Raw genomic sequence first — 24,747 nt, 5'->3', positions numbered from 1 at the left:
ATCTCCACTAAAAGATCATGTCCCGGAACAAAGCTGTTCGGGCATTTATATTCCACTTATGTTCCCGGTTTTCTGCTCTGCCATCGAGTTCGGGCATATATATTCCACTTATGTTCCCCGTTTTCTGCTTTGCCAGCGGGTTCGGGCACATATGTCCCTTTTATGTTCCCCGTTTTCTGTTTTGCCACCGAGTTCGGGCACATATAATCCGTTTATGTTCCCGGTTTTCTGCTTTGCCAGCGGGTTCGGGCACATATATTCCGTTTATGTTCCCGGTTTTCTGCTCTGCCATCGAGTTCGGGCACAAATATCCCTTTTATGTTCCCGGTTTTCTGCTTTGCCCCCGGGTTCGGGCACATATATTCCGTTTATGTTTCCGGTTTTCTGCTTTGCAAGTGGGTTCGGGCACATATATTCCGTTTATGTTCCCGGTTTCCTGCTCTGCCAGTGAGTTCGGGCACATATGTCCCTTTTATGTTCCCCGTTTTCTGTTTTGCCACCGAGTTCGGGCACATATAATCCGTTTATGTTCCCGGTTTTCTGCTTTGCCAGCGAGTTCGGGCACATATAATCCGTTTATGTTCCCGGTTTTCTGCTCTGCCATCGAGTTCGGGCACATATATTCCGTTTATGTTTCCGGTTTTCTGCTTTGCAAGTGGGTTCGGGCACATATATTCCGTTTATGTTCCCGGTTTCCTGCTCTTCCATCGAGTTCGGGCACATATATTCCGTTTATGTTCCCGGTTTTCTGCTTTGCCCCCGAGTTCGGGCACATAATTTACATTACGAAAACAACAAAAAAAGCGGCAGCTTATGCCACCGCATTTTTCCCTGTCTTCGATAAGGTTATTCCAGTAAATCCTGCTGCCAGCGTCAATACCGGTGAGAGCAAACAAAAGAACGCAAATGGTACGTACTCCAATGTGCTGACTCCAAGGACGCTTGAAAGGAATACACCGCACACGCTCCAGGGAACGAGTGGATTTAGTACTGTGCCGGCATCCTCAAGAACCCGGGACAAATTTTTCGGATGCAGCCCGGCTTTTTCAAAATGGCCCTCAAATGTATTGCCAGTCAATATAATCGAAAGGTATTGCTCTCCAATCAAAAAGTTTACTCCAATCGCAGACAAAGCTGAAGATCCAATCAGGACCGGTACCTTTTCCAAACTGCCGGCAAGTCCTTGCAACAGAGCAGGAAGAACGCCAAGCTTGAACAGCAATCCCCCCATGCTTAAGGCTAGTAGTACCAGCGATACTGAAAAGAACATGCTCTCCATGCCGCCGCGGGACAACAGAGAATCCAACTGTTCATTACCACTCTCAGAAACATATCCAGTGTATAAAATTCCCGGAAGTGTTCCCCAGTCCTTTTGCTGAACAACCACCAAGCTGATGATCATGGCTGCAAGAGTTCCTGCTCCAAGTGTCAGTATAGAAGATACTTTCTTCAAAGCAAGAATCGCCAGGATTGCCAGCGGAATGAGCGAGTACCAGTGTATAAGATTCATCTCTGCAAGTGTATTCTGCAAGGTTTGCAGCTTAGTAAAGTCCGCTGAACTCAGTTCTGGTGACATTGAGGCAAACAAAATAAGTGAAATAAAGAATGCAGGTACCGTTGTCCATGACATGTTCTTTATATGATCAAATAGATCAACCTTCACCGTAGAAGACGCCAGGACCGTTGTATCCGAGAGCGGTGACATTTTATCGCCAAGGAATGCACCCGAAACTACCGCACCAGCTGTTATTGCCAATGAGAAGCCAAGTGTTTCACTGACCGCGATGAACGCAACACCGATTACCGCTGAGGTTGTCAGTGAACTGCCAATGCTCAACCCAATAACAGATGTGACGATAAAGACGATCGCATAAAACCATTTTCCAGTCACTAACTCAAATGCGAAATATATCAATGTAGGGATGGTTCCGGCAGCCATCCAGCTGCTGACCAGCATCCCTATAAAGAAGAAAATCATTACCGCACCGAGTCCAGCCTTTGCACCGTCAATCATACTTTGTTCAAGCTCAGACATCTTGATTTTTTTCAACAGTCCATAAATGATCAAAGAGCCGATCCCGGTCATTACCGGAATATGTGGCATTAACTCCCGTTTAATCATGCCATAACCTATTCCCGCTAGGAGCAAGATTATGACGGCTGCTGCCTCTGAAGTTCTCAATTTAATGGATTGGCTTTGATTTAACATGATGATTCCCCCAATTAGAAGTAAAATACAAAAAGCTCCATATAGTCTAGGGACGAAGGAGCTCCGCGGTACCACCCTAATTGGCAAACAATGCATCTGCCCACTTCATTAACAGCGCCTATTCGAGACAGGTGTAATTCGAATCAGCCATTGCCTGGATTTTCAGCAACCATCCAGTTTCTTTTTGCTGCTCATGGGGACTCTACTAGTTTCTGCCAGCACCGAACTTTTACTTTTTCACTTAAACGCTTTTATGCATAAAAGCATTATAGAATAATATTAATATAGTATCTGTTGTGGCAAATGTCAATAGATATTACACTTCAATTGAAAAATTTGCTGTGTTCTTCCCTGACTTTATATAATATCCGCCATTTACGAATAAGTTTTAATCTGTCGAATCACTTGTTCGAAACAAACAAATAAAAAGAGCCGACATTTAAATGCCGGCTCAAGCTTTTATGAAGCATCCATAGGATTATAAAGTTTTACTTCTGGGTTCTTGTCCTGGAACCATCTTAAGGCAAACTCATTCTCGAACAGGAATACTTTTTTGTCATAACGGTCCGTCACAAGAAGGCTTCTTGAGCTGGACAGGTTTTCGTTGACATCGTCGCCTTCAATCCAGCGGGCAATCTTCGAACCCTGTCTTTCCATCAGGACTTCTACATTATATTCATTGCGCATCCTTGCTTCGAATACTTCGAATTGAAGCTGGCCAACAGCGCCAAGAAGATACTCTTCCGTCTTCAAAGTCTTGAATAGCTGGATGGCACCTTCCTGGACAAGCTGCTGAATTCCTTTATGGAAATGCTTTTGTTTCATGACGTTCTTGGCAGAAACCCTCACGAAAAGTTCTGGAGTGAACTGAGGAAGCCTTTCATATTGGAATCCTTCCTTGCCGGAAACGATCGTATCGCCAATCTGGTATGTGCCTGGATCGTATAGCCCGATGATGTCACCTGCTACAGCTTCCTCGACGGTACTGCGATCATCGGCCATGAACTGTGTTGATTGCGCAAGTTTCATCACTTTTCCTGTACGGCTAAGCTGAACGGTCATCCCTCGCTCAAACTTTCCAGAGCAAATTCGCAAAAATGCAATTCTATCGCGGTGGGCAGGGTTCATATTCGCCTGGATTTTAAAGATGAATCCAGAAAACTCCTCTGATTCCGGATCAATTTCTCCTGCAGTAGAATTCCTTGGCTGTGGCTTCGGAGCAAATTGCAGGTAAGAGTCAAGGAATGTTTGGACACCGAAAGTCGTCAGGGCGCTTCCGAAAAATACCGGTGTCAATGTTCCATCGGCAATCCGTTCCTTGGAAAATTCATTGCCTGCCTCATCCAAGAGCATGATTTCCTCTAATGTCTGGTCATACAATGAAGACTCTTTCATAGAATGGTCTCCAGCTATTTCGCCTTCTTCATTCAATGGAATAAAGCGATGGTCTTCATCTACACGGAATTGCTCGATCCGTTTGTTGAATCGGTCATAGATGCCGAGGAACTCCTTGCCCATGCCGATTGGCCAGTTCATTGGATAGGATTCAATTCCAAGCACTTCTTCCAATTCAGCCAAAAGTTCCAGTGGCGCTTTCCCCTGGCGGTCAAGCTTGTTGATGAAAGTGAAGATTGGAATTCCTCTCATGCGGCAAACTTTAAAAAGCTTTAGAGTCTGGTCCTCAATACCCTTTGCGGAGTCTATGATCATCACGGCACTGTCGACCGCAGTTAATGTTCTATAGGTATCCTCAGAAAAATCCTGGTGGCCTGGTGTATCAAGGATATTGACCTTGAAGCCATCATAATCAAATTGCATGACACTGGAGGTTACGGAAATTCCACGCTGCTTCTCGATTTCCATCCAGTCACTCGTCGCGAACTTCCCTGTCTTCTTTGCTTTTACCGTACCAGCATCTCGGATAGCACCGCCGAATAACAGCAATTTCTCCGTAAGCGTCGTTTTCCCGGCATCCGGGTGGGAAATAATCGCGAATGTTCTTCGCGATTGTACTTCATCTCTTAATTTTTTCATGATTATATGTTTCCTTTCTGTTTAAAGCGAAAATCCTCATAGAAAAGCGCAAGCGCCTTGGTCAGCCCCGACAAGCGTTGGAAGGCCGACCAATGAAGTCGCTCTTTGACTTCATTGGGCGGACCGAAACGTCTCGAGGGGCTAGGCGCTGGAGCTGGACAATTCTCGAGTTTAAAAAAATCTCTTTTTACTATAAATTTAATCTTATCTTTCTGGCGCTAAGTTTGCAATCCTGCAAATGCATATCAGAACTTTTAAAAATTTTCCTTTACCGTTTATAATGACTTCAGGAGGTGCAACATGGATTCAATTACGCATACACTTTTCGGTTTAGCCTTGTATGGCGCCGTTGATAAAAAACATATGGAAAAATCACAAAAGCGTGCCTACCTACTCACTGCAGTCGGAGCAAGCCAGATTCCGGACATCGATGTCATTTCACAACTCTGGGATCAAGAAGGACTTTACCAGATGTGGCACCGCGGCATCACTCACTCGATTTTCCTGACCCCATTATGGGCCGCTTTATTTATTCTACTATCTTTCCTTCTATTTAAAGTAAAAGATGTAAAACTTTTTTTCCTTGGGTGGCTGGCAGTTGTCATCCATAATACAAGCGATCTATTCAACGCCTGGGGAACCGGCTATCTCGAGCCATTTTCCAATATAAGAGTCACATTTGGGACGATTCCCATCATTGACTTCGTATTCTGGGTGATTCTTGGCACAGCATTTGTTGCTTCAAAGTTCAATAAGCTAAAAAGTCCAGCTTATTTCAAACTAGCTTGGGTGTTCATTGCTCTGCACGTCGTCATTCAAAGTGTCCAGGGATGGATATTATATAATCAATATGAGGAAGAATATGAGCAAATTGCCCTTTCAGCAGGCTTCATTCCATGGACATATACGGTAATCGCTAAAAATAACGATGAGGTCAACATTTATAATGATAACCTATTTAAAGAAAGAACTCTCCAATACGAACTTACTTCTGTTGAGAATGCTGATCTCAATGATTTATTCACTGAAAAGCCTGAAGCTAAAACTCTTACTGAATGGTCGCCATTTGTCGTGATTGTCGACGACGGTGACAGATTGGGAGTCTACGACCCACGCTTTTACCGGAACGGACAATCCTTTCTGTTTGAATACATTGATAAAACTCAGTAAAGGAAGAGAGAGTTTCTTACCAAACAAGCAAAAAAGAGCAGCCAAAGTTTTATTGGCTGCTCCTTCTATATCCATTTACATTTTTTCTGCTATATCATCCATCATTTCATCTATAGTAACAGTAATCTCATTTGTTTTCCTTGCTACCGCAATCGTGAATTCCAATAACTCTTTATATTTTTCTACCGGAATCATTGAATTCGTCTTCTCGTATTCATTCACTTTAAGACCGAGATTTTGCAGGATCATGATTGCCTCTTCTACAGATCCTCTTTCAACATCAAACATTCTGATTCCCCCTAATTCTCTGGTTGAATTCCATTATGAGGGAGTTAAACCTATTTTTAAATGGTAAAACTTTCATGTATACCCAATTAACAAGTTGAATTTAGGCTATAAGTCGGTGTTTATCAAGATTTTACCGTAAAAACAGTAGTTAAGATGGTTTTTCAAAGGAAATCACCACTTTAGAACTAGATCGTTCTGCCTTAAAATCGTCTTGATCATTCACGCTTCATTCAAATTATTGGATAAATCCGGTAACCTCTCTGATGAATTCCTCACCTGAAATTAACTTGCCTCCACCCTGTACAAGGGTTTCGTTTCCGCCACCCTTACCGTCAATAAGGGAAAGAGCTTGCTTAGACCATTCCTTCAAATTTCCATCTGCATTCTTCCCTTTTGCCAACACAAATTGAAGCTTGTCCTGATTTTCTGATACCAGCAAAAATACCTTTTCTTCAGCATTTGCTACCAGCAGCCTGGCTAGCTTTTGAAGCTCCTGGATACTTCGGTTCTTAAAAACGGAGCTGATAACATCGTTTTTCCCGGAACCCAGAATTTCGTCTGCTTCGAACTTTAATAATTGCTCCTTCATTTCTTCAATTGTTTTTTCTAGTTCTTTCTTTTGTCCAAGAAGTCTATTTATTGTTGCACCCATTTCCTGTTCTGGTGCATTCAGCAAGACAGTAAGTTCTTTGATGACTTCATGTTTTTGCCCAAGCTGCTTCAGCGCTCTTTGGCCGCAAACAAACTCTATCCGCATGATTTTCTTTTGTCTTTCCCAACCAAGAATTTTCAATGAGCCAACCTCACCAGTGCTTTTGGGATGTGTTCCGCCACAGCCATTGTAGTCAAAATCCGGTATGATGACGAGCCTGATATTACTTGATACGGATAGCTCTTTCCTTAGTTTGTACTGTTTCAATTCCTCTTCATCGACCCATTTAGTGATGATAGGGCGGTTTTCGAGAATCACCTGGTTAGCTAGTTCCTCCACCGTTGCCGCCTCTTCTGCAACAAGCATATCTGCTTCAAGGTCAATTGTCAGTGTATCTTTCCCCAGATGGAAGCTGACCGTTTTATATCCATACAACTCCTCAAATGCTGCGGAAAGAATATGCTGTCCTGCATGCTGCTGCATATGGTCAAATCTGCACTCCCAATCAATTTCACCTTCGATACGATTGGTTGTGGGCAAAGCTTCTTTTATGTAATGGCGGATCTCCTCGTCAACCTCCTCAACATCCACTACCTCAATTCCATTCAGATATCCAGTATCAGATGGCTGTCCACCGCCAGAGGGATAAAAAGCGGTCTGTGAAAGGGTGACATATTTCCTCCCATCTTCATCTTCTTTCTGCTCACTCAGTTCCGCAGCGAAGGTTTTCAAGTATGCATCGCGATAATACAATTTATGTTCCATGGCCATTTTCACGCTCCGATTCGTACTTATGGTTTTTAGTATAGCATTCTTAATGAAACAGTAGTATTTGTCATGTGGAAATCCAAATAAAAACAGCTCCCCATAATGGGAGCTGCCGCTGTTTGCCTATAAAGTGCCCAATGCCTGCTCTGCTTTGTTGATCAACGTTTTTCCTCTATCAACAAGTCCCTCAGGGAATGGGGCATCCTTGTCTGCAGGTGATTTAAATTGGTTAAAAGAACCGGTTACTGCTCCAATATTCCCTTCTTCATCAACATCTGTCTGAAACTGATGATCAAGCAGGAATGGCGTGCCAATCTGGACAAAGGTGCCATCATCATCAAGCGGGCCTCCCGTGGACTCGAATGGAATCCGTACGTACTGGCGGTCACCATGGTCATCATTCAATTTGTAATCAATAAAAGCATGGTCATATTCCCACTGACCATTAACATTGAAACCAAGCGGCCCTAGCTTTTTCTTCAGTTCTCCAACAGTAAGCTCTTTTCCGTCTATATTTGATTGAATCGGGATCATAGGATAAACCTCATTTCATTTGGGATAGTCTCATATCTTACTTTTTCCACCCAGAAATGAACATCAAACCTGCTTTAGCATACTAGGGATAAGAGAATCATTCATTTTCGCAGCTCAATAAAGCAAATGGATAACAATCCCATACTATCATTGATAATTTCTATAGTGAATCTCTACAAAATAGACAATATTCTCTACGACTAGATTCTTATTCTCTACAAAATCGATGAAAATCTCTACGAAATTACAGTTATTCTCTACAAATTCCAAAAACTGCAAAAAGCGGAGACCACCAGAGGCCTCCACTTTTCATACTTTATTTAGTCAGATGATAAACAATTGATTCGTAAGGACGTAGCTTAATTCGTGATACGTCCTCTCCTGAATCCTGATAATTCGAGAGCAAAATATCAATATTATAGCCATCCACTTTCACTGAATCAGGCAGCTCAAATACCGTATCTTTGCCATAAAAGTTATTCACGACCATCAGTTTTTCATTTTGTCCGTTCCTAACATATGCAAAAATGTCTGGATGTTCCTCATGGATGAGCTGGTAATCGCCATAAGTGATGATGTCATATTGCTTGCGCAGTTGTATCAGCTTTTTATAATGATAGAACACTGAATTTTCATCTGCGAGCGCACTTTCCACATTCACCGTTTGATAGTTCTCGGCAACATTGATCCAAGGTGTACCACTTGTAAAACCTGCATGCTTTTCTGCATTCCACTGTACAGGTGTCCTTGAGTTGTCTCGTGACTTGCTTTGCAAAATCTTCAGGATTTGCTCCTTGGACACGCCTTCTTCCATTTTCATTTTATAAATATTCAAGGATTCAACATCCCGATAATCCTCGATTTTTTTAAAATATGGATTGGTCATCCCGATTTCTTCACCTTGATAGATATAAGGCGTTCCTTGCATCATATGCACTGCGGTTCCTAGCATTTTCGCAGATTCGAGGTGATATTGACCATCATCTCCATAACGGGAAACCACCCTCGGCTGGTCATGATTGCACCAGAACAGTGCATTCCAACCGCCACCTTTGTTCATTTCTACCTCCCATAAGGACAGAATCCGTTTAAGGGCAAGGAAATCAAAATCGGCTAGAGTCCACTTATCACCATTTTCATAGTCCACTTTCAAATGATGGAAGTTGAACGTCATGCTCAGTTCGTTTCTCTCGGGATTCGAATATTTGATGCAGTTTTCGATCGTTGTGGAAGACATTTCTCCTACCGTCATGCTGTCATATTTGGAAAGAACCTCAGCGTTCATTTCCTGCAAATATTCGTGTACCTTTGGGCCATCTGTGTAAAATTTCCGGCCATCTCCCGGCGGTACCGATCCATCATCATCAGGGAAATCCTGATCCTTTGAAATCAAGTTTATGACATCAAGCCTGAAACCATCTATGCCTTTCTTGAACCAGTAATGCATCATTTCATAGACATCATTGCGGAGCTGTTCATTTTCCCAATTCAAATCGGCCTGGGTCACATCGAATAAATGAAGGTAATATTGCCCAGTTTCTTCATCATATTCCCACGCGTTCCCGCCAAATTTTGATTCCCAATTAGTCGGTGCGCTTCCGTCTTGCTTTGGGTCTTTCCAAATATAATAATTACGGTAACGACTTTCCTTCGATTTCAGGGCATCCTGGAACCACTCGTGTTCAGTTGATGAGTGGTTCACGACTAAATCCATGATCACCTTGATGCCGCGTGAATGAGATTCCTCAAGCAGACGGTCAAAGTCTTCCATCGTCCCGTACTCCTCATAAATACGGTAATAATCCCTAATATCATAGCCATTATCCCGCTGTGGTGAATCGTAAACCGGCGTCAGCCATATGACGTCCACTCCCAGCTCATTCAAATAGTCCAGCTTGGCGATAATCCCTGGCAGGTCGCCTGTTCCATTGCCGGTTGTGTCATAAAAACTCTTTGGATAGATTTGATAGACAACCGACTTTTTCCACCATGGTTCAGTCATGATAAAAACATCCACCTCCATCAGGATTTTACTCTAGTTGCAATTATGCTTCTTTTTTCTTTCTTGTTTTTGCCATAATGAATGTCAGTACAAATGGTACGATAAGCGCGATTCCCATCCCGATGAAGAAAACACCCCAGAACTCAGTGAAGATGGATAGGAAAGCAGGCAATCCGCCAACACCAATCGATGGTGCCATGACTCCGCGAAGGGTGATGACTATCCCTGCGATTGCAGAACCGATGATCGCTGCGATAAATGGATATCTATAGCGTAGGTTCACACCAAACATTGCTGGTTCGGTAATTCCCAACCATGCTGAAATAGCTGATGTCATTGAAAGACCTTTTAACTTTTCATTATCCTTGTCAGCAAACATCATTGCAAAAGCCGCTGAGCCCTGTGCGATATTAGAAAGAGCTACCATCGGCCATAGGAATGTACCGCCGATTGTACCTATTAACTGTAAATCTACTGCCAGGAAGGTATGATGCATACCAGTGATAACTAGTGGAGCATATAAGCCCCCGTAAACAAGACCGCCGATAGCAGGTGCTGCATCAAAAATCCCTACAACGCCGTCAGTAATCAGGTTTCCAATTGCAAACGTGATTGGCCCGATAACGATGAATGACAAGAAACCTGTGATCAAAAGTGCGAGAGGTGCTACCGTCAAAAGCTGGAACGCATCAGGTATCCGCTTGCGCAAGAAGATTTCCATCTTCGCCAGTACATAGGATGCTAACAATACAGGTAATACCTGTCCTTGATAACCTACCTTCTCAACTGTCAGTCCAAATAAATTCCATGTAGGAACTTCCTCTGTTGCCCCGTAACCCCAGGCGTTCAGCAAATCCGGGTGAACAAGCATGAGTCCGAGTACAATACCAAGAAGCGGGCTTCCGCCAAATTTGTTAACGGCACTCCATCCAATCAAGCCTGGCAGGAATACGAAGGCTGTATTGGCAATCAAATTAATGATGCTGGCAAAATCAGCCCAGCCAGTATAAACATCAATTAATGCCTTTCCTTCAAAGAAGATGTCCTTCCCAGTCAGGATATTATTGATTCCCATAAGCAAACCAGCAGTAACAATTGCCGGCAGGATCGGAATGAAGATATCTGCAAGCGTCTTGATTGCCCTTTGAAGTGGGTTCAAGTTTTGAGCTGCAGCATCTTTGATATCTTCTTTCGATGCTTCACCAATTCCTGTAATCGCAACCATTTCTGCGTAAACCTTATCGACCAGGCCTTGTCCAATCACTACCTGGTACTGGCCGTTAGCGGAAAACGATCCTTTTACAAGGTCACTATTTTCAAGCTTTTCTTTATCTACTTTTCCTTCATCCTTCAAGGCAAAACGCAGCCTTGTAACACAGTGGGTGGCAGCAGCAATGTTTTCTTTGCCGCCGACAGCTTCAACAATTTGTTCAACTGCTTGTCGATCCATAGTTAATCTCCTCCTGTTACCGTTTTCATTTACTATAAAAATAAGAACTCATCAATCTTCTTGTATATACATGTTGATTACGTTTACATTTTACTTGTATATACATGATTAGTCAACTAGTTTTAATCATCCTTTAAATTTCCCAAAAACCCCGGTTTCAAACAGACCTTGAACTTGGATGGTCTATCACAATAAAAAATTACCAAAGGCTCGAAATGTTTTGATAAGAGAAACAAAAGGGTAAAAATAAGAAATAGGAATTCGAGCAGGAAGGGTGTTTGCAATGTTAGGCACAAAAAAACTGGAAGAAGGTTATAAGAAGTTTGAGTCCAAGGCAAAAGAATATATGAACAAACCGGAGAAAACCGATGTCTTACTGAAGGATGCCGGCAAAAAAGCTGATCAGAATAAAGGGGCACTGGCGGAAATTTGGGACAATCTCCAGCTCCTGTTTGATTTAGTCGGAGCCTGGCGACGGGGAGAATACCGACAAATCCCTACAAGATCAATACTGACCATCATCGCTTCGATCATCTACTTCGTATCACCCATCGATTTAGTTCCAGATTTCCTGATTGGACTGGGGATCGTTGATGACGCAGCAGTCATCGGTTTTGTACTAAAACAAATCTCTGTTGACCTTGAAAGTTTTCGAATCTGGAAAGAAGTAAATCCATCCAGTAATACTATTATTGAAGAAACTCCAATCGAAAATAATACGAAAAGCCTTACTTAGCCCGAAATTAATCGGGCTTTTTTATTGGGAAAAAATCCTTTTAACCTTCTAGTTCGAAAGTGGTCTTTTAGGGAATAAACACTTCGTCCTATTCTATTTCCATGTCCCCTTCCGTACTTTATAACTAATAGTAAATTTTTTACAAAGTTTTTCAATTGAGATTTTTCATTAATAAAAGGGGGATGAATCATGCAAAAACTGTTCATGTTGACTTTCGTATTGCTGCTTGTTTTCTCAGGTTCTGTCATTGCCTCTTCTTCACAAAATCAAAATAGGAATGCCACTCCTGTTGAGGATTACCAAAATAAAACTGGAGTTAACCCAGATGGATACACATGCTGGCAGTGCACTAAATATGTTTATCATAATGGTTATAGAACCTGTGTATCAGGCGTGTGGCTGACAACCTGCCCAGTCATGAATTAATTTTAAAAAGGATGCTGGAAACCAGCATCCTTTTTGTGTCTACATTTATCCTTTAGTGCCTGAAGAGATATTTGATCCTTCGATAAAGTATTTTTGGAAAAAGAAAAATAACAGGATCACCGGCAATAGAACTGTGACCGACATTGCCATCAAGTAATGCCATTGGGTCTGAACAGTTCCCTTGAAGGTCTGCAGACCAATTTGCAATGTATACTTGCTTTCATCATTGATATAAAGCAACGGCCCTAACAGATCGTTCCATGCACCATTGAAGGAGAAAATCGCTACTGTAATCAATGCTGGCTTTGTAAGCGGAAGCATGATATTCCACCATATCTGCAGGTGACCGGCACCATCAAGGACGGCGGCTTCGATCAGCTCATTCGGTATCCCCATCATGAACTGCCGCAGAAGGAAGATGAAAAACGCACTGCCAAGGAATGCGGGTACGAGCAATGGCAGATACGTGTCAATCCATCCAAGCTTCGAGAAGAGGATATATTGCGGCACCATCGTTACAAACCCAGGAATCAGCATCGTGGACAAAACAATGACAAAGAGAGCATTTCTTCCCTTAAACTTTATTTTCGCAAAAGCATAGGCTACCAGCGAGTTGACAAGTACACTGCCGATTGTCCCGACTACTGCCAAGAAAAGCGTATTCAATGCCCAGCGAGTGAAAGGTGCAGTCTGCCAGGCTTCTATATAATTATTAAAATTGAACTCTTTCGGAAAAAACGTCGGCGGATATTGCGCAATCTCTGCCGGTGACTTAAGTGAAGTCGATATCATCCACCATAACGGCATTAAGATTAATGTGCTTCCGGCAAGGAGCAGCAGCGTTACGAATGTATGTCTTACCTTTTTTTTAAACTTTTTAGTCTCGTAAAATCTTGGTGCTGTCGTTGAACTCATTTGCCGTTACCCCCTTCATAATGCACCCACCGTTTACCAAGCTTCATATTCACTGCTGTCAGAATCATGACAATGATAAACAATAGCCAGGCCATGGCCGAAGCATAACCCATGTCAAAGACTTCAAACGCATTGTTCCACATATGGAGGTTATAGAATAAGAGCGAATTACCAGGCCCACCGCTTCCATTTTCGGTCATGACATACGCTTCCTGAAAAATCTGGAATGCACCAATCGTACTTGTGATTACATCAAAGAATATGATAGGCGAAATCATAGGCAGTGTGATATGGTAAAACTTTTGCCATGGCGATGCCCCTTCTATATCTGCAGCTTCATACATCTGAGTCGAAACCCCTTGCATGATTGCCAAGTATAAAAGCATTCCCCCGCCTACGCTCCACATTTTCATTAAAAGCAATGCCGGCTTCGTCCACTCGGGATCAAACAGCCAGGCTGGACCATCAATTCCGACCCACCCAAGCATTGTGTTGACAAGTCCTGTTGAAGGGCTCAAAAGCTGCATCCAAAGAAAATATACAGCAACACCGGATAATACCGCCGGCAGATAATAGATTGTCCTGAAAAACTTCATCCCTTTGATCTTATGATTCAACAGGACGGCCAGTAAAATAGCTCCTGCAGTCGTCAATGGAACCGAGAAAATCACATAATAAATAGTATTAAAAAGAGAAGTGCGGAATAAATCGTCCATCGTAAACATGCGTTTATAGTTTTCCAAACCTATGAAATTCATTTTCGAAGTAATATTGTAATCTGTGAAACTTGCAGCCAGGCTGAAGAGCAATGGCCCCAAGGTCAACCCAAGAAACCCAATGATCCAAGGAGAAATAAATAAATACCCTGCCAAATTGTCCTTCGCCTTTCTGCTGAGACCCTTCGTTCGTGCTGATTCAACAGTTTTACGTTCCCTTGTTACTGGTGACCCAGCTTCTTCATGCACTAATGTACTTTCCGATGACTTCATCCTTTCCTTACCCCCTTGTTGCGTTTAACTCTAGTTCATTGATTATTCCGAAAACAATCGTTATCTTTTCTTCTGTTTTAAGCTAAAATCTTTATCAAAAAGAGAAGGGCGTTTTGCGCCTTCTCTTTTTAAAATCATTATTTCTTCATTTTTTCGATATCTTCTTCTGCTTGCTTCAATGCTTTTTCTGGAGTTGTTTTACCTAAAAGCGCATTGTCGATATGCGGGTTCAATCTGCTATGATAATCCGGATACTCTACGGGTACAGGGAACATCTTGGTTTGCTCCAGGTTTTTGACAGTAGCTTCATAAACCAGCTTATCAGGACCTTCCAGCTCATTTAATGCTGCCTCTGCAGCTTTAACATTAGCTACATTGTCATAGTTTTTCACTGCCCAATATTTCTGTGCTTCTACGTCTGTCAGGTATTCAATAAAGTCCATTGCTTCCTCTGGATGATCGGCGCCTTTCGGGATTTCAACTACAAATCCTCCGCCTTCTGCCCAGTTACCTGACCCTTCCTCGTTTGCAGGAATTGGAGCGACACCAAAATCGACATCCTGTCCATAATCTCTTAATTGTGTGTAGAATGTTCCTACATCAACCCACATGGCAACTTTTCCTGCGATGAATGGGTTTGCCTGTTCGCTCCCGAACTCTGCCTGGAAGGCTTGGACAGTTTTTTCTCCGAGACGTTCTTTCCAATCAAGGATCCAATTCAGGGCTTCAACTTTTTTGGGAGTGTTGATTGTCAGCTCTCCATCCTCAATGAATCCATTGCCATTATCAGCGTTTGTCATCCAGCTTGAAGCTCCGACACTTCCCCATAATGGATAGAAGCCAACTCGTTCGTATCGGTCACCATTCTTACTATCTAATTTCTTTGCATACTCCTCAAGCTCTGCCCATGTGGCAGGCGGCTTCTCAGGATCAAGACCCGCTTCCTTGAATGCCGTTTTATTGTAGAAAAGAAGACGTGTGTCTGTATTGAAAGGAACAGCATATGACTTTCCGTCATACTCTACAGTTTCCCATAAATGCGGGTAAAATTTTTGCTTAAATGAATCATCAATATACTGGCTTAAATCCTCAACCTGCTTGTTTTCAGCTCGTTGGGCCACCGTGTTGATGTCATTGACAATGACATCTGCAGGATTGCCGGCTGCAACTGAGGCAAGGTTCTTTGTCCAGATATCACCCCATGGCAAGAAAGTATGTTTAACAAACACCTTATCCTGGGAATTATTATAATCATCAATGATTTTTTCGATGATCGGCCGGCGTGTTTCTGATCCCCAAAACGTCCAGAAATCAACTATTACTTTTCCATCTTTCGTTTTTTCAGCTTCTGCGCTTTGCTCCCCTGAGCATCCAGCAAGTAAGCCAATTATCATAAATGCTGTTAGAATTAGTGCTAGACCCCTTTTCATCTCTCTTCCTCCTGTATATCCAAGTTGTTTAATAAGTACAACCCTTTTCTTACCACACCTTTCGACTACCTAAACATTTTAAGTTAGATTTTTTCAAAAACAGGAGTAAAGTTGCATAAAAAAAACAGATTCAAAACTGAACCTGTTTTTCCATATCATCAATCATGGCGATCACTTTGGGTGCCTGACTTTCCTCTACTTTATATACCTTATTTTCTTTCATTCTTTTGATATAGACTTGATTCTTACTGATCCATACCTTGCATTTATCAGGCTTTTTCCCCTCATAGATTAACAACAAATCGTAAGCACTCTTCATCTCCGGGGCATCCTTCACATTGTTTTGTCCATTAACTGTGGAATTCAATATCTCCAGCCAGCCTGGCTCATCAACAATCAAAATTCCTTTTCGGGTCAGATTCGAGTGGAGATTAAAGTGATCAGCTGAATCAGATTTAGTCAGATAAGTAATGACAGCCTCGCTCTCTGCAACGATTTCTGATGAGTGGAGAGAAGCTGATCCATTCTGGGCAGGAGCTTGGATTTCCGTAAGAAGGTACGCTCCACAAACCAATATCATCACAAAAGTCAATAGACTGCCTGTCCAATTGGCCAAGCATTGATTGGGCATCTGCTTTCTTCCAGTTTGGAGTATGGTATTATAGGTTTTTCGTTTTTGAATTTCCGACCTTGGGATTTGATTGAGACTCCTGAAGTGATCTTCCAGTTCAAATGATTTCTTCAATTATTTCCCCTCTTCTCTTTAACTCTTTTTTTAAGGCTGCCATTGCACGGGAAGTCGTGATTTTCACTTTACTTTCGCTCCAGCCAAGAATCAAAGCGGTTTCCCTAATTGAAAATTCTTTGATTTTCCTTAGAATCAATACTTCCTGGTAGCTTAGCTTCAGAGCTTTGATCCCTTTATAAAGGTGTGAAGTCTTCTCCCCTTTTACAATAATTTCGACAGGAGAAGGCTGACATGATTGAATGACATACTTATCCAAAGAAAAGAAACGCAGCCTCCTTCGTCTTCTTAAATGGTCAATAGCAACATTCCGGGCAATTTTAACAAGCCATGTGAAAATTTGTGAATCACCGTTAAATTGGTGAATATGCTTGTACACCCTTAAAAATGTTTCCTGGGTTAGATCCTCTGCGACTTCTTTCTTTCCGGTCAATAACAGGAGATAGCCATAAACCTTGTCACTGTACTCCACATATACCTCATGGAAATGATTGCTGTAGTGATCGCTCAAAATTCTCCCCCCTTTTACAGACAGTTAGACGAACAAAGATAAAAAAAGAATCACTGTTTTTGGAATATTTTTAATTTATTTAAAAATAACAAAAATTCTTAACCTTTCCAATCGGCCTAATTGACTAAGGAGAAAGGCAGCCGAGTTATGGAGCAATTTTACAAGATGAATGAGAAGGTGGTAATGAATGTTTTAAAAAAAGAGACTGGCAAAAGGTCACAAATGATGACCTTTGAGCCAGCCTCTTTCCATGATTTGTTAGCGATAACATGCGCAGCCAACGATGATCAAGAGGATAAACAGCACAACGATTAACACAAAACCGCTGCCATATCCAGCTCCTCCTACACCGTAACCGCCATATCCACAGCCGCTGTATCCGTACATGGTAAAACCTCCTAATGAAGTTTACTTATTCGCAGTTTAGTAACCGAAACCCCAAGACGCTCCGATTATAATTAAAAGAATGAACAATACTACAAGCAGGGCGAAACCGCCACCATAGCCGCATCCTTCAGACATCGTAACAACCTCCTTTTTTTGTGTCCCTATATCCTATTCAGGTCAGGACATTTGTGCAATTAAACACCAAAAAAAATACTAGCCCAATTAAATTTAGAAGAAGGACAATAAGAAAAGCGCAAGCCCCTTGGTCAGCCCCGACAAGCGTTGGAGGGCCTGACAGTGAAGTCGTTCTTTGACTTCATTGTCAGGACCGAAACGTCTCGAGCTGCCCAAAGCTAACGCTTCTCGCAAGATACTCCAGGAAGCAATTTCGGGGATGGAAACTGGCTAGGTACTGAAGCTAGACACTGTTCTACGTGAAAAATCTATACTTTTTTATCCAAGAAAAAGAGGACCTTGTTTGGTCCTCTTTTTCGCAATAGTGCCTATCCGATTTGCACTTTATCCTCTTGGGTTTCATATAAAAACTCATATGTAATCAAAGGTTTGACCGGTATCTCCAGCCATCTTGTTACACCATTATTAGTTACTTTTTCTTTATACACTGGCTTGCAGTCTTCAAGAAGGCAAAGCCTCAATGTTTCAAACCCACTTAATTCACGGACTGCTTCCTCGATCTCTTTTGTCTCTTCCGCAGTCGCAAGAACTTTTTCTTTTTTCGGCTCCAGCAGGACCACAATCAATTCCTTCCTCATCTGCTTTTCCAGTTCCATTCTTGCGAAAGCCAGCTTTTTCAAGTTCCTGTTCAATTGCCACATGCTGATACCAGCTATTTTTTTATAAATCATTCTTATTGCCTCCAGTTTTCCCCCAACTCTTATTCTAAAAGACAATTCGAATGAATGTAAGATTATATTAGGGTATGGGAAAAATTCCAAAGGTTGTTTTTGGCATTTGAATTGTTTTTTATTGGACCTGGTGCGGCTTCAGACAAAATCATCAGGAGAAGACAGGGTTTTGTCTGAACCTGATATGACTTCGGACAAAATCAACAGAAGAAGACAAGGTTTTGTCTGAACCTGATATGGCTTCGGACAAAATCATCAGGAGAAGACAGGGTTTTGTCTGAACCTGATATGACTTCAGACAAACTCAACAGGAGAGGACGAGGTTTTGTCCGAACTTGGGGTGACTTCGGACAAAATCATCAGGAGAGGACGAGGTTTTGTCCGAACTTGGGGTGACTTCGGACAAATCATCAGGAGAGGACGAGGTTTTGTCTGAACTTGGGATGACTTCGGACAAAGTCATCATGAGAGGACGAGGTTTTGTCCGAACTTGGGGTGACTTCAGACAAAATCAACAGAAGAGGACGAGGTTTTGTCCGAACTTGGGGTGACTTCAGACAAAATCATCAGGAGAAGTCAGGATTTTGTCTGAACCTGATATGACTTCGGACAAAATCACCAGGAGAGAACGAGGTTTTGTCCGAACTTGGGGTGACTTCGGACAAACTCATCAAGAGAGGACAAGGTTTTGTCCGAACTTGGGGTGACTTCGGACAAAATCATCAGGAGAAGACAGGTTTTTGTCTGAACCTGATATGACTTCAGACAAAATCATCAGGAGAGAACGAGGTTTTGTCCGAACTTGGCGTGACTTCGGACAAAATCATCAGGAGAGAACGAGGCTTTGTCCGAACTTGGGGTGACTTCGGACAAAATCAACAGAAGAAGACAAGGTTTTGTCCGAACCTGATATGGCTTCGGACAAAATCACCAAGCAGAACCTGTTTTTTGTCTGAATCTGATATGACTTCGGTCAAAATCTTTTGGATAAATATGTTGTCCCAAGCCTTATAAGAGTTCAGTCAAATCGCACTCTTCATTTTCACTTAGATTTTTCGAACAATAAAAAAAGATTGCGATAAGCGCAATCTTTCCAGAATGAGTATTTATAGATCCAGTAAATATTTCGCGTACTTGGACATGCGCTCTTTTGTCCACTTGGGAGCTGAGACCATTTTAATATCAATATGATCGAGGTTCCCTATATGTCCAGCCAGGTGTTCACGTGCAGAGAGAGCAATATAATCGGCAAGCATGCAGTCTTCATTTCTCGTGGTCATAACGATTTCGACATCATTATCATCCTTGACACTGACTTCATAGACGAGGCCAAGGTTCACAATATCGACTCCAAGCATCGGTTCTTCTACCTCTGCAAGCATTTTATAAATTTCTTTTTTATCCACATTGAGTACCTCCTCCCGCTACAGTCAGGTGATGCGCCTTGCTTGCTTTTATCATAAATGATGGTGGAAAAATAATGGAGTGCCGGACTTCACGTTTCATATTATTGTCAATTTTTGAAGAAAAATTTGTGTCAGTTTACTCTTAGGGGATTACATTCTAAAAAAACAGGCTGATTTTTTAATCAGCCTGTGGAAAGATTCAACCAATTACCTTTTCCTTGTTCTGCATCTTTTTTAAATATAACAACGTTTCCTTATCTGTCGACGTTGGAAGCTTATACATTGATTGATACTCCTCTGGTCCTTTTCCAGTGATGAGAATCCACTCCCCGCTCTGGGCGTTTTCCCATGCATTCCGGATTGCCATGGTCCTGTCGGTAATGACTTTCCCTTTATTCTTGCCAAACCGTACATTCAAATCCTGTAATTCTTTGGCCATTTCTTCTTCGGATATGCCGTTCAAGTCATCGAAGGTCAAGGTGAACTCATCACTCATTGCAGCCGAGGCTTTGACCATATGTTCTCTTTTTGTCTCATCTCGCTCTCCACGGAAGCCGAATATATGCTTTATTTTTACTGCCTCATGCTCTTGAGCTGCTTGCAGGCAGTATTCAATCGCATCCTTTGTATGTGCATAATCGACGATGAAAGTAGCGCCTTCAGGATGGGAAATCATTTCGAATCTACCCGGGACTCCTGGGAAGGATTTAAGCGCCTCTGTAATCACATCAGGACTGATACCGATTTTCACTGCTGTTAAAAAGGCCAATGCTGCATTGTAGACATTGTGAAGACCAGGTGATGGGAAAGTCAGCGGATAGGTGATTCCTCCCATCTTGATATCAAACCTTGTTTGGCCATTCAATTTTATATCCTCTATTTTCAAGTCATGGGAATCGTCATAGCCGAGAGAATATACAGGGATATCTTTAGCGTTTAAAATACTCGAAAGTTTGTCTCCCCACTCGCCCAATCTGCTGACGACGGCTGAACCCTCTTTTTTCATGTAATTGTACATCAATGTTTTTGCTTCGAAATAGTCCTCGATGGTCGGATGGTAATCTAGATGATCATGTGATAGGTTGGTAAATAAGCCATAGTCCAGTTCCAGGCCTTCAATCCTATATTGTTTCAGTGCGTGTGACGACACTTCCAGCACTACAAACTCATCCTTGCTTTTTGAAATCAATTCCTGGATCTGCAAAGCATCCGGGGTTGTATTTGAGGGCTTGTACACTTCATTATTAATAATATAAGATACTGTGCCGAGCAATGAGCAGCTTTTTCCTGCACTCTCCAGAATATGTCTTAAAATGTATGATACGGTTGTTTTTCCGTTTGTACCTGTAACTCCGATTACTGTATGATTTCTCGACGGGTGATCGTAAAATTCACTCGCTGCCCTTCCTAATGCTTGCCTGCTGTCAAAAACTTGGATATAAGGGACTTCAAGTTCAAGCTCATTTTCCCCTATGACTGCTCTAGCCCCATTGTCCATAGCTTGAGTAATAAACTTGTGGCCATCTATCTGAAAACCTTTAATTGCGACAAATAAATCTCCAGGCTTCACTTTACGTGAATCCATCTGAATTCCAGTCAAGAAAGGATCTGTATCATTCTTATATTTTTTCACACTGCCGCCGAGTGCTTCTAGCACCTTGGTTAATCTCATTTCCAAAACTCCCTTTTTAACATGCCTAAAGATTCCACATCCGGAATTAGAAATGTATATAATATGTCTTTTTTTATATTCCCCCGTTTTTTAAAACTATGCCTCGTAAATGATACAAGTTTTCCTTTTAAAAAAAATGAGCAAAAGGAAATAGAAAAAAAGACCGGCAATTTAGCCAGCCTTTTACTATTTTTCCGGTTTTCACTTGGAGAACTGGGATAAATATTTGAAGTTCAGCCTGCTATGCTGTTGAAGCATGTAAGCTGAAGTTGTTGAACCTTCTTTTCGTAGAGTATTCAATGCGTTGATCATTTCTTCTGCTGTTCCAATGCCTATGCCATGCCCATAATATAACCCATTCCCAAGGACGACAGCGTTTTCTCCTCTCCAGATAGGCTTGTCGAAGTCAGGATTCATGAAATAGACCACATCTCCGGGAATAAACTCGCTTCCTTCCAGGGTGATAATAGCTAAATCGGGATCATGGTTCCAATTCCAAACCAGCAATCCCCTGAATAAGTAATTGAAATCCGTCACTCTAATGGAATCTAAAACAGCCTTGTAAAAAATGACAACCATTGCCGTGGAGCATTCAAAAGCATACTCCTGGCCATTTTCATATATATCATTGATGGCGTAAGAAGGCAGGACAGTCGGATTCAACAAATAGCCTCTGGGTCCTTTCGTCCAGTATCTTGGATTGAATTTTGAATACTTGTAGGAGGTGAAGGCTGGTGAAGCATCCTTAAGTTTCAATGCGGCATCAATGATTTTTTCACGAAGATTTATTTCAAAAAAAAGCTGAAATGTTGTGTCATACTCAAACATCGTCAGGCTATTGTCTAGATGGTCATATATTTCCTTCTGTTTTCCAGATAGATTCTGCAGTTTTTGTGCGCTGGCACCATCTGGAAACCTGATGATTATCATCACTCTCCCCCTCCATATCCCTTTAGATACGCATACATTCTAACTATATGAAGGTGATGGGCCTAAAAGACATTGGACAGGATTGTTTAATGCAAAGCACATCCCTTTGACTGCTTAACGGTCGTTAAATGCCAACAAGTATTTTGTTTCGCTTCCATTTAAAAGGGTATTTTCATAATAATCACAAAGACAAGGAGGCTTTTACTATGCCGGAAAACACCCATGATAAGAACGATGGTTCGGTTGAACAGGAGAAGAAACAGGAAAACAACAAGGATATTGAGCCTCAAAGGGATCCAGTGAAACCCCAGGAAGAATCGGAAACAAATAAATAATCAATCATGATTGTAAATTTAACGGAGAGGTGATCACCTTGGGAAAAGAAAATAAAAAGAACATTCCAATCGATAATACTCAAAACATGGACAACCCAGAGCAATATGAAACCAGGACGAAAAGTCTTCATGACAAATTCAAAGATGAATTGACAGTCGATCCAATTCCGATGGAAGACCTTAAGCAGGAACAACATGAAGAAAAGAATGGCCATCACTCGAAGGATTCTTCTTCAAGTGAAAAAAAGTACAATGTCGAAATCGACAATGAATTATAATGACTTGCTCTGGTAAGTCCAGGGCATTTTTTGGTTTATTAAGACCTACAATGGAAAATTATAAATAGGTACAAATAAAAGGAGGAATCAGAATGGATAATCAAAATTTGAAGGATAAAATCACTCAGGTCCTTGGTGAATCAAAGGTTGGGACGCTGGCAACTGTTGTCGGCAATAAGCCGCACTCCCGCTATATGACCTTCTTCAATGAAGATTTGACCTTGTATACACCGACAAGTAAAGAAACGTATAAAGCGGAAGAGATCGAAAAGAACCCGTATGTGCATATCCTTCTTGGATATGAAGGAGAAGGAATGGGTGATGCCTATATTGAGGTCCAGGGTAAGGCATCCATTCGCGAAGACCAGTCTCTCAAGGAAAAATTCTGGAATAATAAGATGGAAAAATGGATCGAGAGCCCAAAAGATCCTGATTATATTATTCTTGAAATCAGTCCTGAAACGATTCGCCTGATGAATGATCACGGTGAGCCTGAAACATTGAATTTATAAATACTAAGAGGAGATGGAACCCCCATCTCTTCTCCATTTCGTATTCAATTTAACCATTTGTCAAACTTTTGTTGAATTTATCAAACCATTTCGTATTGATATCAAATTATTATTATCGTAATCTATTGGTAGATCATTTTATGTGAAACTATTCACAAAATAAAATTATAAATCTAGGTAGACATCTTATTTTTTTGCATTAACATGTGAATGCTTTCACAATAAAACAGCCAGAAAGAAGGAAATTACGATGCAAACTCCAAAAATTGTTATTTTAGGTGCTGGATATGGCGGACTCATCACTAGCCGACAGTTGGAAAAAACACTTAAGAACGGCGAAGCGGAAATAACTTTGATCAATAAACATGACTATCACTATATTTCTACTCAACTGCATAAGACAGGTGCTGGCACAGCTCCGGACGAAAAAATCACCTTACATATACCTGAGCTTCTTAAAACAGACAAAATCCGTTTCAAAAAAGGAACTGTAGAAGATGTAAACTTCACTGCAAAAAAAGTAAAGCTAGAATCTGGTGAATTTATTGATTATGACTACCTGATGATTGGCCTTGGATTTGATGTGAGTACGTTCGGAATTCCTGGTGTAGAAGAAAATGCCTTTAAAATCAAAAGCTTTAGAAGCACAAAAACAATTCACAATCATTTGCTCAGACAGTTCGCTGCCTATAAAGAAGACCACGACCCTTCAAGATTGACTTTTGCAATTGCTGGTGCCGGCTTTACCGGAATTGAAATGATTGGTGAACTTATTGAAGCAATGCCTAAGCTTTGCCGCAAATATGGTATACCTGTATCAGACACCCGAATTATTAATATAGAAGCCTCTGAAACTGTTCTCCCAGGTTTTGATCAAGAGGCCATTGATTTTACTGCAGGGTACTTAAGTAAGAATGGCGTTGAGCTGATGACTTCTACGAAGATACTCGAATGCTCTCCGACATCCATAACTTTGGACAATGGTGAAGAACTTCCGTCCAGGACATTGATCTGGTCTGGAGGAGTCCGCGGCAACACACTTCTTGAAAAATTGGATTTGCCAATTTCTAAGGGACGCATCATGATTGATAAGTTTTTACGAGTAAAAGGAATGGACAATGTTTTTTGTATCGGTGATGCAGCATTGTTTATGAAAAATGATGGAAATCCACTTCCTCCAACCGCGCAGGTGGCGATCCAACAGGCAGAGGTATGCGGACCAAATTTAGTGGCGATCGTGAGAGGACAACAGCTTAAAGCATTTGAATATCACCATAAAGGTACAGTCGCTTCCATTGGGAACAAAGCAGCCGTTGGCAAGGTCTTCGGTTTGAAAATCAGCGGTCTATTCGCTGCCATAATGAAACAAGTGATCGAAGCGCGTTACCTCTTCGTACTTGGCGGACCTGGACTGGTCATCAAGCAACTATTTAAGGCTGGAAAGCCGCACACAGAGCTGGCTGTCTCTAAACAAAAGTAATCAGACTTAACTGAGCCTCCTG

Annotated in this window: 25 protein-coding genes; 7 read left to right on the top strand and 18 right to left on the bottom strand. The window is 41.7% G+C overall.

Features of this window, described 5'->3' with window-relative positions:
- Positions 1 to 811 precede the first annotated feature (811 nt).
- Complete coding sequence (nhaC, locus tag LGO15_RS07620; RefSeq protein ID WP_226087237.1) at positions 812 to 2,209, bottom strand: Na+/H+ antiporter NhaC; 1,398 nt, start codon at positions 2,207 to 2,209, stop codon at positions 812 to 814.
- A 459-nt stretch (positions 2,210 to 2,668) separates the two neighbouring features.
- Complete coding sequence (locus LGO15_RS07615) at positions 2,669 to 4,243, bottom strand: peptide chain release factor 3 (protein ID WP_209437909.1); 1,575 nt, start codon at positions 4,241 to 4,243, stop codon at positions 2,669 to 2,671.
- A 300-nt stretch (positions 4,244 to 4,543) separates the two neighbouring features.
- On the opposite strand from LGO15_RS07615, the gene LGO15_RS07610 reads away from it, so the two are divergent.
- Positions 4,544 to 5,413 (top strand): metal-dependent hydrolase, encoded by an 870-nt coding sequence (locus LGO15_RS07610; protein WP_226087236.1) that lies wholly within the window; start codon positions 4,544 to 4,546, stop codon positions 5,411 to 5,413.
- Between the two features lie 75 nt (positions 5,414 to 5,488).
- Here LGO15_RS07610 and LGO15_RS07605 read toward each other — a convergent pair whose 3' ends face one another.
- The 5 genes from LGO15_RS07605 to treP form a co-directional block, all read right to left on the bottom strand.
- Complete coding sequence (locus tag LGO15_RS07605; protein WP_167831964.1) at positions 5,489 to 5,701, bottom strand: hypothetical protein; 213 nt, start codon at positions 5,699 to 5,701, stop codon at positions 5,489 to 5,491.
- A 235-nt stretch (positions 5,702 to 5,936) separates the two neighbouring features.
- Positions 5,937 to 7,124, bottom strand: coding sequence for an alanyl-tRNA editing protein (locus LGO15_RS07600; RefSeq protein WP_318999830.1), 1,188 nt, complete (start codon positions 7,122 to 7,124; stop codon positions 5,937 to 5,939).
- Positions 7,125 to 7,244: 120 nt separating this feature from the next.
- Positions 7,245 to 7,655 (bottom strand): YugN family protein, encoded by a 411-nt coding sequence (locus tag LGO15_RS07595; protein ID WP_167834674.1) that lies wholly within the window; start codon positions 7,653 to 7,655, stop codon positions 7,245 to 7,247.
- A 316-nt stretch (positions 7,656 to 7,971) separates the two neighbouring features.
- The gene (treC, locus tag LGO15_RS07590) at positions 7,972 to 9,657 is read right to left on the bottom strand and encodes an alpha,alpha-phosphotrehalase (protein ID WP_226087235.1); all 1,686 of its coding nucleotides are present in this window, start codon (positions 9,655 to 9,657) and stop codon (positions 7,972 to 7,974) included.
- Between the two features lie 43 nt (positions 9,658 to 9,700).
- Positions 9,701 to 11,107, bottom strand: a complete 1,407-nt coding sequence (gene treP / locus LGO15_RS07585) for a PTS system trehalose-specific EIIBC component (protein WP_167834672.1) — start codon at positions 11,105 to 11,107, stop codon at positions 9,701 to 9,703.
- 283 nt (positions 11,108 to 11,390) lie between these two features.
- Between treP and LGO15_RS07580 the strand changes: the two genes are divergently transcribed.
- Together LGO15_RS07580 and LGO15_RS07575 are read left to right on the top strand one after the other, a co-directional pair.
- Positions 11,391 to 11,843, top strand: coding sequence for a YkvA family protein (locus LGO15_RS07580; RefSeq protein ID WP_167834671.1), 453 nt, complete (start codon positions 11,391 to 11,393; stop codon positions 11,841 to 11,843).
- A gap of 189 nt (positions 11,844 to 12,032) precedes the next feature.
- A complete protein-coding gene (locus LGO15_RS07575; protein ID WP_226087234.1) occupies positions 12,033 to 12,269 on the top strand; it encodes a hypothetical protein in 237 nt (78 codons plus the stop codon).
- A 45-nt stretch (positions 12,270 to 12,314) separates the two neighbouring features.
- Here LGO15_RS07575 and LGO15_RS07570 read toward each other — a convergent pair whose 3' ends face one another.
- The 11 genes from LGO15_RS07570 to LGO15_RS07520 form a co-directional block, all read right to left on the bottom strand.
- Positions 12,315 to 13,184: a carbohydrate ABC transporter permease gene (locus LGO15_RS07570; protein WP_226087233.1), complete on the bottom strand. Its 870-nt coding sequence runs from the start codon at positions 13,182 to 13,184 to the stop codon at positions 12,315 to 12,317.
- Positions 13,181 to 14,173 carry a carbohydrate ABC transporter permease gene (locus LGO15_RS07565; RefSeq protein ID WP_226087232.1) on the bottom strand — a complete coding sequence of 331 codons (993 nt, stop codon included), beginning with the start codon at positions 14,171 to 14,173 and terminating at the stop codon, positions 13,181 to 13,183. The genes LGO15_RS07570 and LGO15_RS07565 overlap by 4 nt, the downstream gene beginning before the upstream one ends.
- A 137-nt stretch (positions 14,174 to 14,310) precedes the next feature.
- Positions 14,311 to 15,603: an ABC transporter substrate-binding protein gene (locus tag LGO15_RS07560; protein ID WP_226087231.1), complete on the bottom strand. Its 1,293-nt coding sequence runs from the start codon at positions 15,601 to 15,603 to the stop codon at positions 14,311 to 14,313.
- A 130-nt stretch (positions 15,604 to 15,733) separates the two neighbouring features.
- Positions 15,734 to 16,348, bottom strand: coding sequence for a hypothetical protein (locus LGO15_RS07555; RefSeq protein WP_226087230.1), 615 nt, complete (start codon positions 16,346 to 16,348; stop codon positions 15,734 to 15,736).
- On the bottom strand, positions 16,332 to 16,859 hold the full coding sequence (locus tag LGO15_RS07550) for an RNA polymerase sigma factor (protein WP_167834665.1): 528 nt from the start codon (positions 16,857 to 16,859) through the stop codon (positions 16,332 to 16,334). The genes LGO15_RS07555 and LGO15_RS07550 overlap by 17 nt, the downstream gene beginning before the upstream one ends.
- 258 nt (positions 16,860 to 17,117) lie before the next feature.
- On the bottom strand, positions 17,118 to 17,246 hold the full coding sequence (locus tag LGO15_RS07545) for a YjcZ family sporulation protein (RefSeq protein WP_167834664.1): 129 nt from the start codon (positions 17,244 to 17,246) through the stop codon (positions 17,118 to 17,120).
- 36 nt (positions 17,247 to 17,282) lie between these two features.
- On the bottom strand, positions 17,283 to 17,381 hold the full coding sequence (locus LGO15_RS07540; RefSeq protein ID WP_023615168.1) for a YjcZ family sporulation protein: 99 nt from the start codon (positions 17,379 to 17,381) through the stop codon (positions 17,283 to 17,285).
- A 368-nt stretch (positions 17,382 to 17,749) separates the two neighbouring features.
- The gene (locus tag LGO15_RS07535; protein ID WP_226087229.1) at positions 17,750 to 18,112 is read right to left on the bottom strand and encodes a hypothetical protein; all 363 of its coding nucleotides are present in this window, start codon (positions 18,110 to 18,112) and stop codon (positions 17,750 to 17,752) included.
- Positions 18,113 to 19,218: 1,106 nt separating this feature from the next.
- Entirely contained in the window at positions 19,219 to 19,518 is a 300-nt protein-coding gene (locus LGO15_RS07530; RefSeq protein WP_167833741.1) for a metal-sulfur cluster assembly factor, read from the bottom strand.
- Between the two features lie 199 nt (positions 19,519 to 19,717).
- The gene (locus LGO15_RS07525; RefSeq protein ID WP_226087228.1) at positions 19,718 to 21,190 is read right to left on the bottom strand and encodes a UDP-N-acetylmuramoyl-L-alanyl-D-glutamate--2,6-diaminopimelate ligase; all 1,473 of its coding nucleotides are present in this window, start codon (positions 21,188 to 21,190) and stop codon (positions 19,718 to 19,720) included.
- A gap of 201 nt (positions 21,191 to 21,391) precedes the next feature.
- Positions 21,392 to 22,120 carry a protein-glutamine gamma-glutamyltransferase gene (locus LGO15_RS07520; RefSeq protein ID WP_226087227.1) on the bottom strand — a complete coding sequence of 243 codons (729 nt, stop codon included), beginning with the start codon at positions 22,118 to 22,120 and terminating at the stop codon, positions 21,392 to 21,394.
- Positions 22,121 to 22,326: 206 nt separating this feature from the next.
- On the opposite strand from LGO15_RS07520, the gene LGO15_RS07515 reads away from it, so the two are divergent.
- From LGO15_RS07515 to LGO15_RS07500, 4 genes are all read left to right on the top strand, one after another.
- Positions 22,327 to 22,455: a 3-methyladenine DNA glycosylase gene (locus LGO15_RS07515; RefSeq protein WP_167833744.1), complete on the top strand. Its 129-nt coding sequence runs from the start codon at positions 22,327 to 22,329 to the stop codon at positions 22,453 to 22,455.
- 38 nt (positions 22,456 to 22,493) lie between these two features.
- Entirely contained in the window at positions 22,494 to 22,733 is a 240-nt protein-coding gene (locus tag LGO15_RS07510) for a hypothetical protein (RefSeq protein WP_167833745.1), read from the top strand.
- Positions 22,734 to 22,825: 92 nt separating this feature from the next.
- On the top strand, positions 22,826 to 23,245 hold the full coding sequence (locus tag LGO15_RS07505; protein WP_226087226.1) for a pyridoxamine 5'-phosphate oxidase family protein: 420 nt from the start codon (positions 22,826 to 22,828) through the stop codon (positions 23,243 to 23,245).
- 250 nt (positions 23,246 to 23,495) lie between these two features.
- Entirely contained in the window at positions 23,496 to 24,725 is a 1,230-nt protein-coding gene (locus tag LGO15_RS07500) for an NAD(P)/FAD-dependent oxidoreductase (protein WP_226087225.1), read from the top strand.
- Positions 24,726 to 24,747: the final 22 nt, after the last annotated feature.

This window comes from Mesobacillus sp. S13 (assembly GCF_020422885.1).
Classification (GTDB): Bacteria; Bacillota; Bacilli; order Bacillales; family Cytobacillaceae; genus Mesobacillus; species Mesobacillus selenatarsenatis_A.
Note: the sequence above shows the minus strand (reverse complement) of the source record. Positions and strands in the feature narration are given on the sequence as shown.

Coding starts and splice junctions, on each gene's coding strand:
- LGO15_RS07605 (WP_167831964.1), bottom strand. CDS start 5,701: ATGTTTGATGTTGAAAGAGGATCTGTAGAAGAGGCAATCATGATCCTG.
- LGO15_RS07525 (WP_226087228.1), bottom strand. CDS start 21,190: ATGAGATTAACCAAGGTGCTAGAAGCACTCGGCGGCAGTGTGAAAAAA.
- treP (WP_167834672.1), bottom strand. CDS start 11,107: ATGGATCGACAAGCAGTTGAACAAATTGTTGAAGCTGTCGGCGGCAAA.
- LGO15_RS07545 (WP_167834664.1), bottom strand. CDS start 17,246: ATGTACGGATACAGCGGCTGTGGATATGGCGGTTACGGTGTAGGAGGA.
- treC (WP_226087235.1), bottom strand. CDS start 9,657: ATGACTGAACCATGGTGGAAAAAGTCGGTTGTCTATCAAATCTATCCA.
- LGO15_RS07575 (WP_226087234.1), top strand. CDS start 12,033: ATGCAAAAACTGTTCATGTTGACTTTCGTATTGCTGCTTGTTTTCTCA.
- LGO15_RS07570 (WP_226087233.1), bottom strand. CDS start 13,184: ATGAGTTCAACGACAGCACCAAGATTTTACGAGACTAAAAAGTTTAAA.
- LGO15_RS07595 (WP_167834674.1), bottom strand. CDS start 7,655: ATGATCCCGATTCAATCAAATATAGACGGAAAAGAGCTTACTGTTGGA.
- LGO15_RS07520 (WP_226087227.1), bottom strand. CDS start 22,120: ATGATAATCATCAGGTTTCCAGATGGTGCCAGCGCACAAAAACTGCAG.
- LGO15_RS07540 (WP_023615168.1), bottom strand. CDS start 17,381: ATGTCTGAAGGATGCGGCTATGGTGGCGGTTTCGCCCTGCTTGTAGTA.
- LGO15_RS07535 (WP_226087229.1), bottom strand. CDS start 18,112: ATGATTTATAAAAAAATAGCTGGTATCAGCATGTGGCAATTGAACAGG.
- LGO15_RS07615 (WP_209437909.1), bottom strand. CDS start 4,243: ATGAAAAAATTAAGAGATGAAGTACAATCGCGAAGAACATTCGCGATT.
- LGO15_RS07500 (WP_226087225.1), top strand. CDS start 23,496: ATGCAAACTCCAAAAATTGTTATTTTAGGTGCTGGATATGGCGGACTC.
- LGO15_RS07560 (WP_226087231.1), bottom strand. CDS start 15,603: ATGAAAAGGGGTCTAGCACTAATTCTAACAGCATTTATGATAATTGGC.
- LGO15_RS07515 (WP_167833744.1), top strand. CDS start 22,327: ATGCCGGAAAACACCCATGATAAGAACGATGGTTCGGTTGAACAGGAG.
- LGO15_RS07600 (WP_318999830.1), bottom strand. CDS start 7,124: ATGGCCATGGAACATAAATTGTATTATCGCGATGCATACTTGAAAACC.
- LGO15_RS07505 (WP_226087226.1), top strand. CDS start 22,826: ATGGATAATCAAAATTTGAAGGATAAAATCACTCAGGTCCTTGGTGAA.
- nhaC (WP_226087237.1), bottom strand. CDS start 2,209: ATGTTAAATCAAAGCCAATCCATTAAATTGAGAACTTCAGAGGCAGCA.
- LGO15_RS07610 (WP_226087236.1), top strand. CDS start 4,544: ATGGATTCAATTACGCATACACTTTTCGGTTTAGCCTTGTATGGCGCC.
- LGO15_RS07580 (WP_167834671.1), top strand. CDS start 11,391: ATGTTAGGCACAAAAAAACTGGAAGAAGGTTATAAGAAGTTTGAGTCC.
- LGO15_RS07565 (WP_226087232.1), bottom strand. CDS start 14,173: ATGAAGTCATCGGAAAGTACATTAGTGCATGAAGAAGCTGGGTCACCA.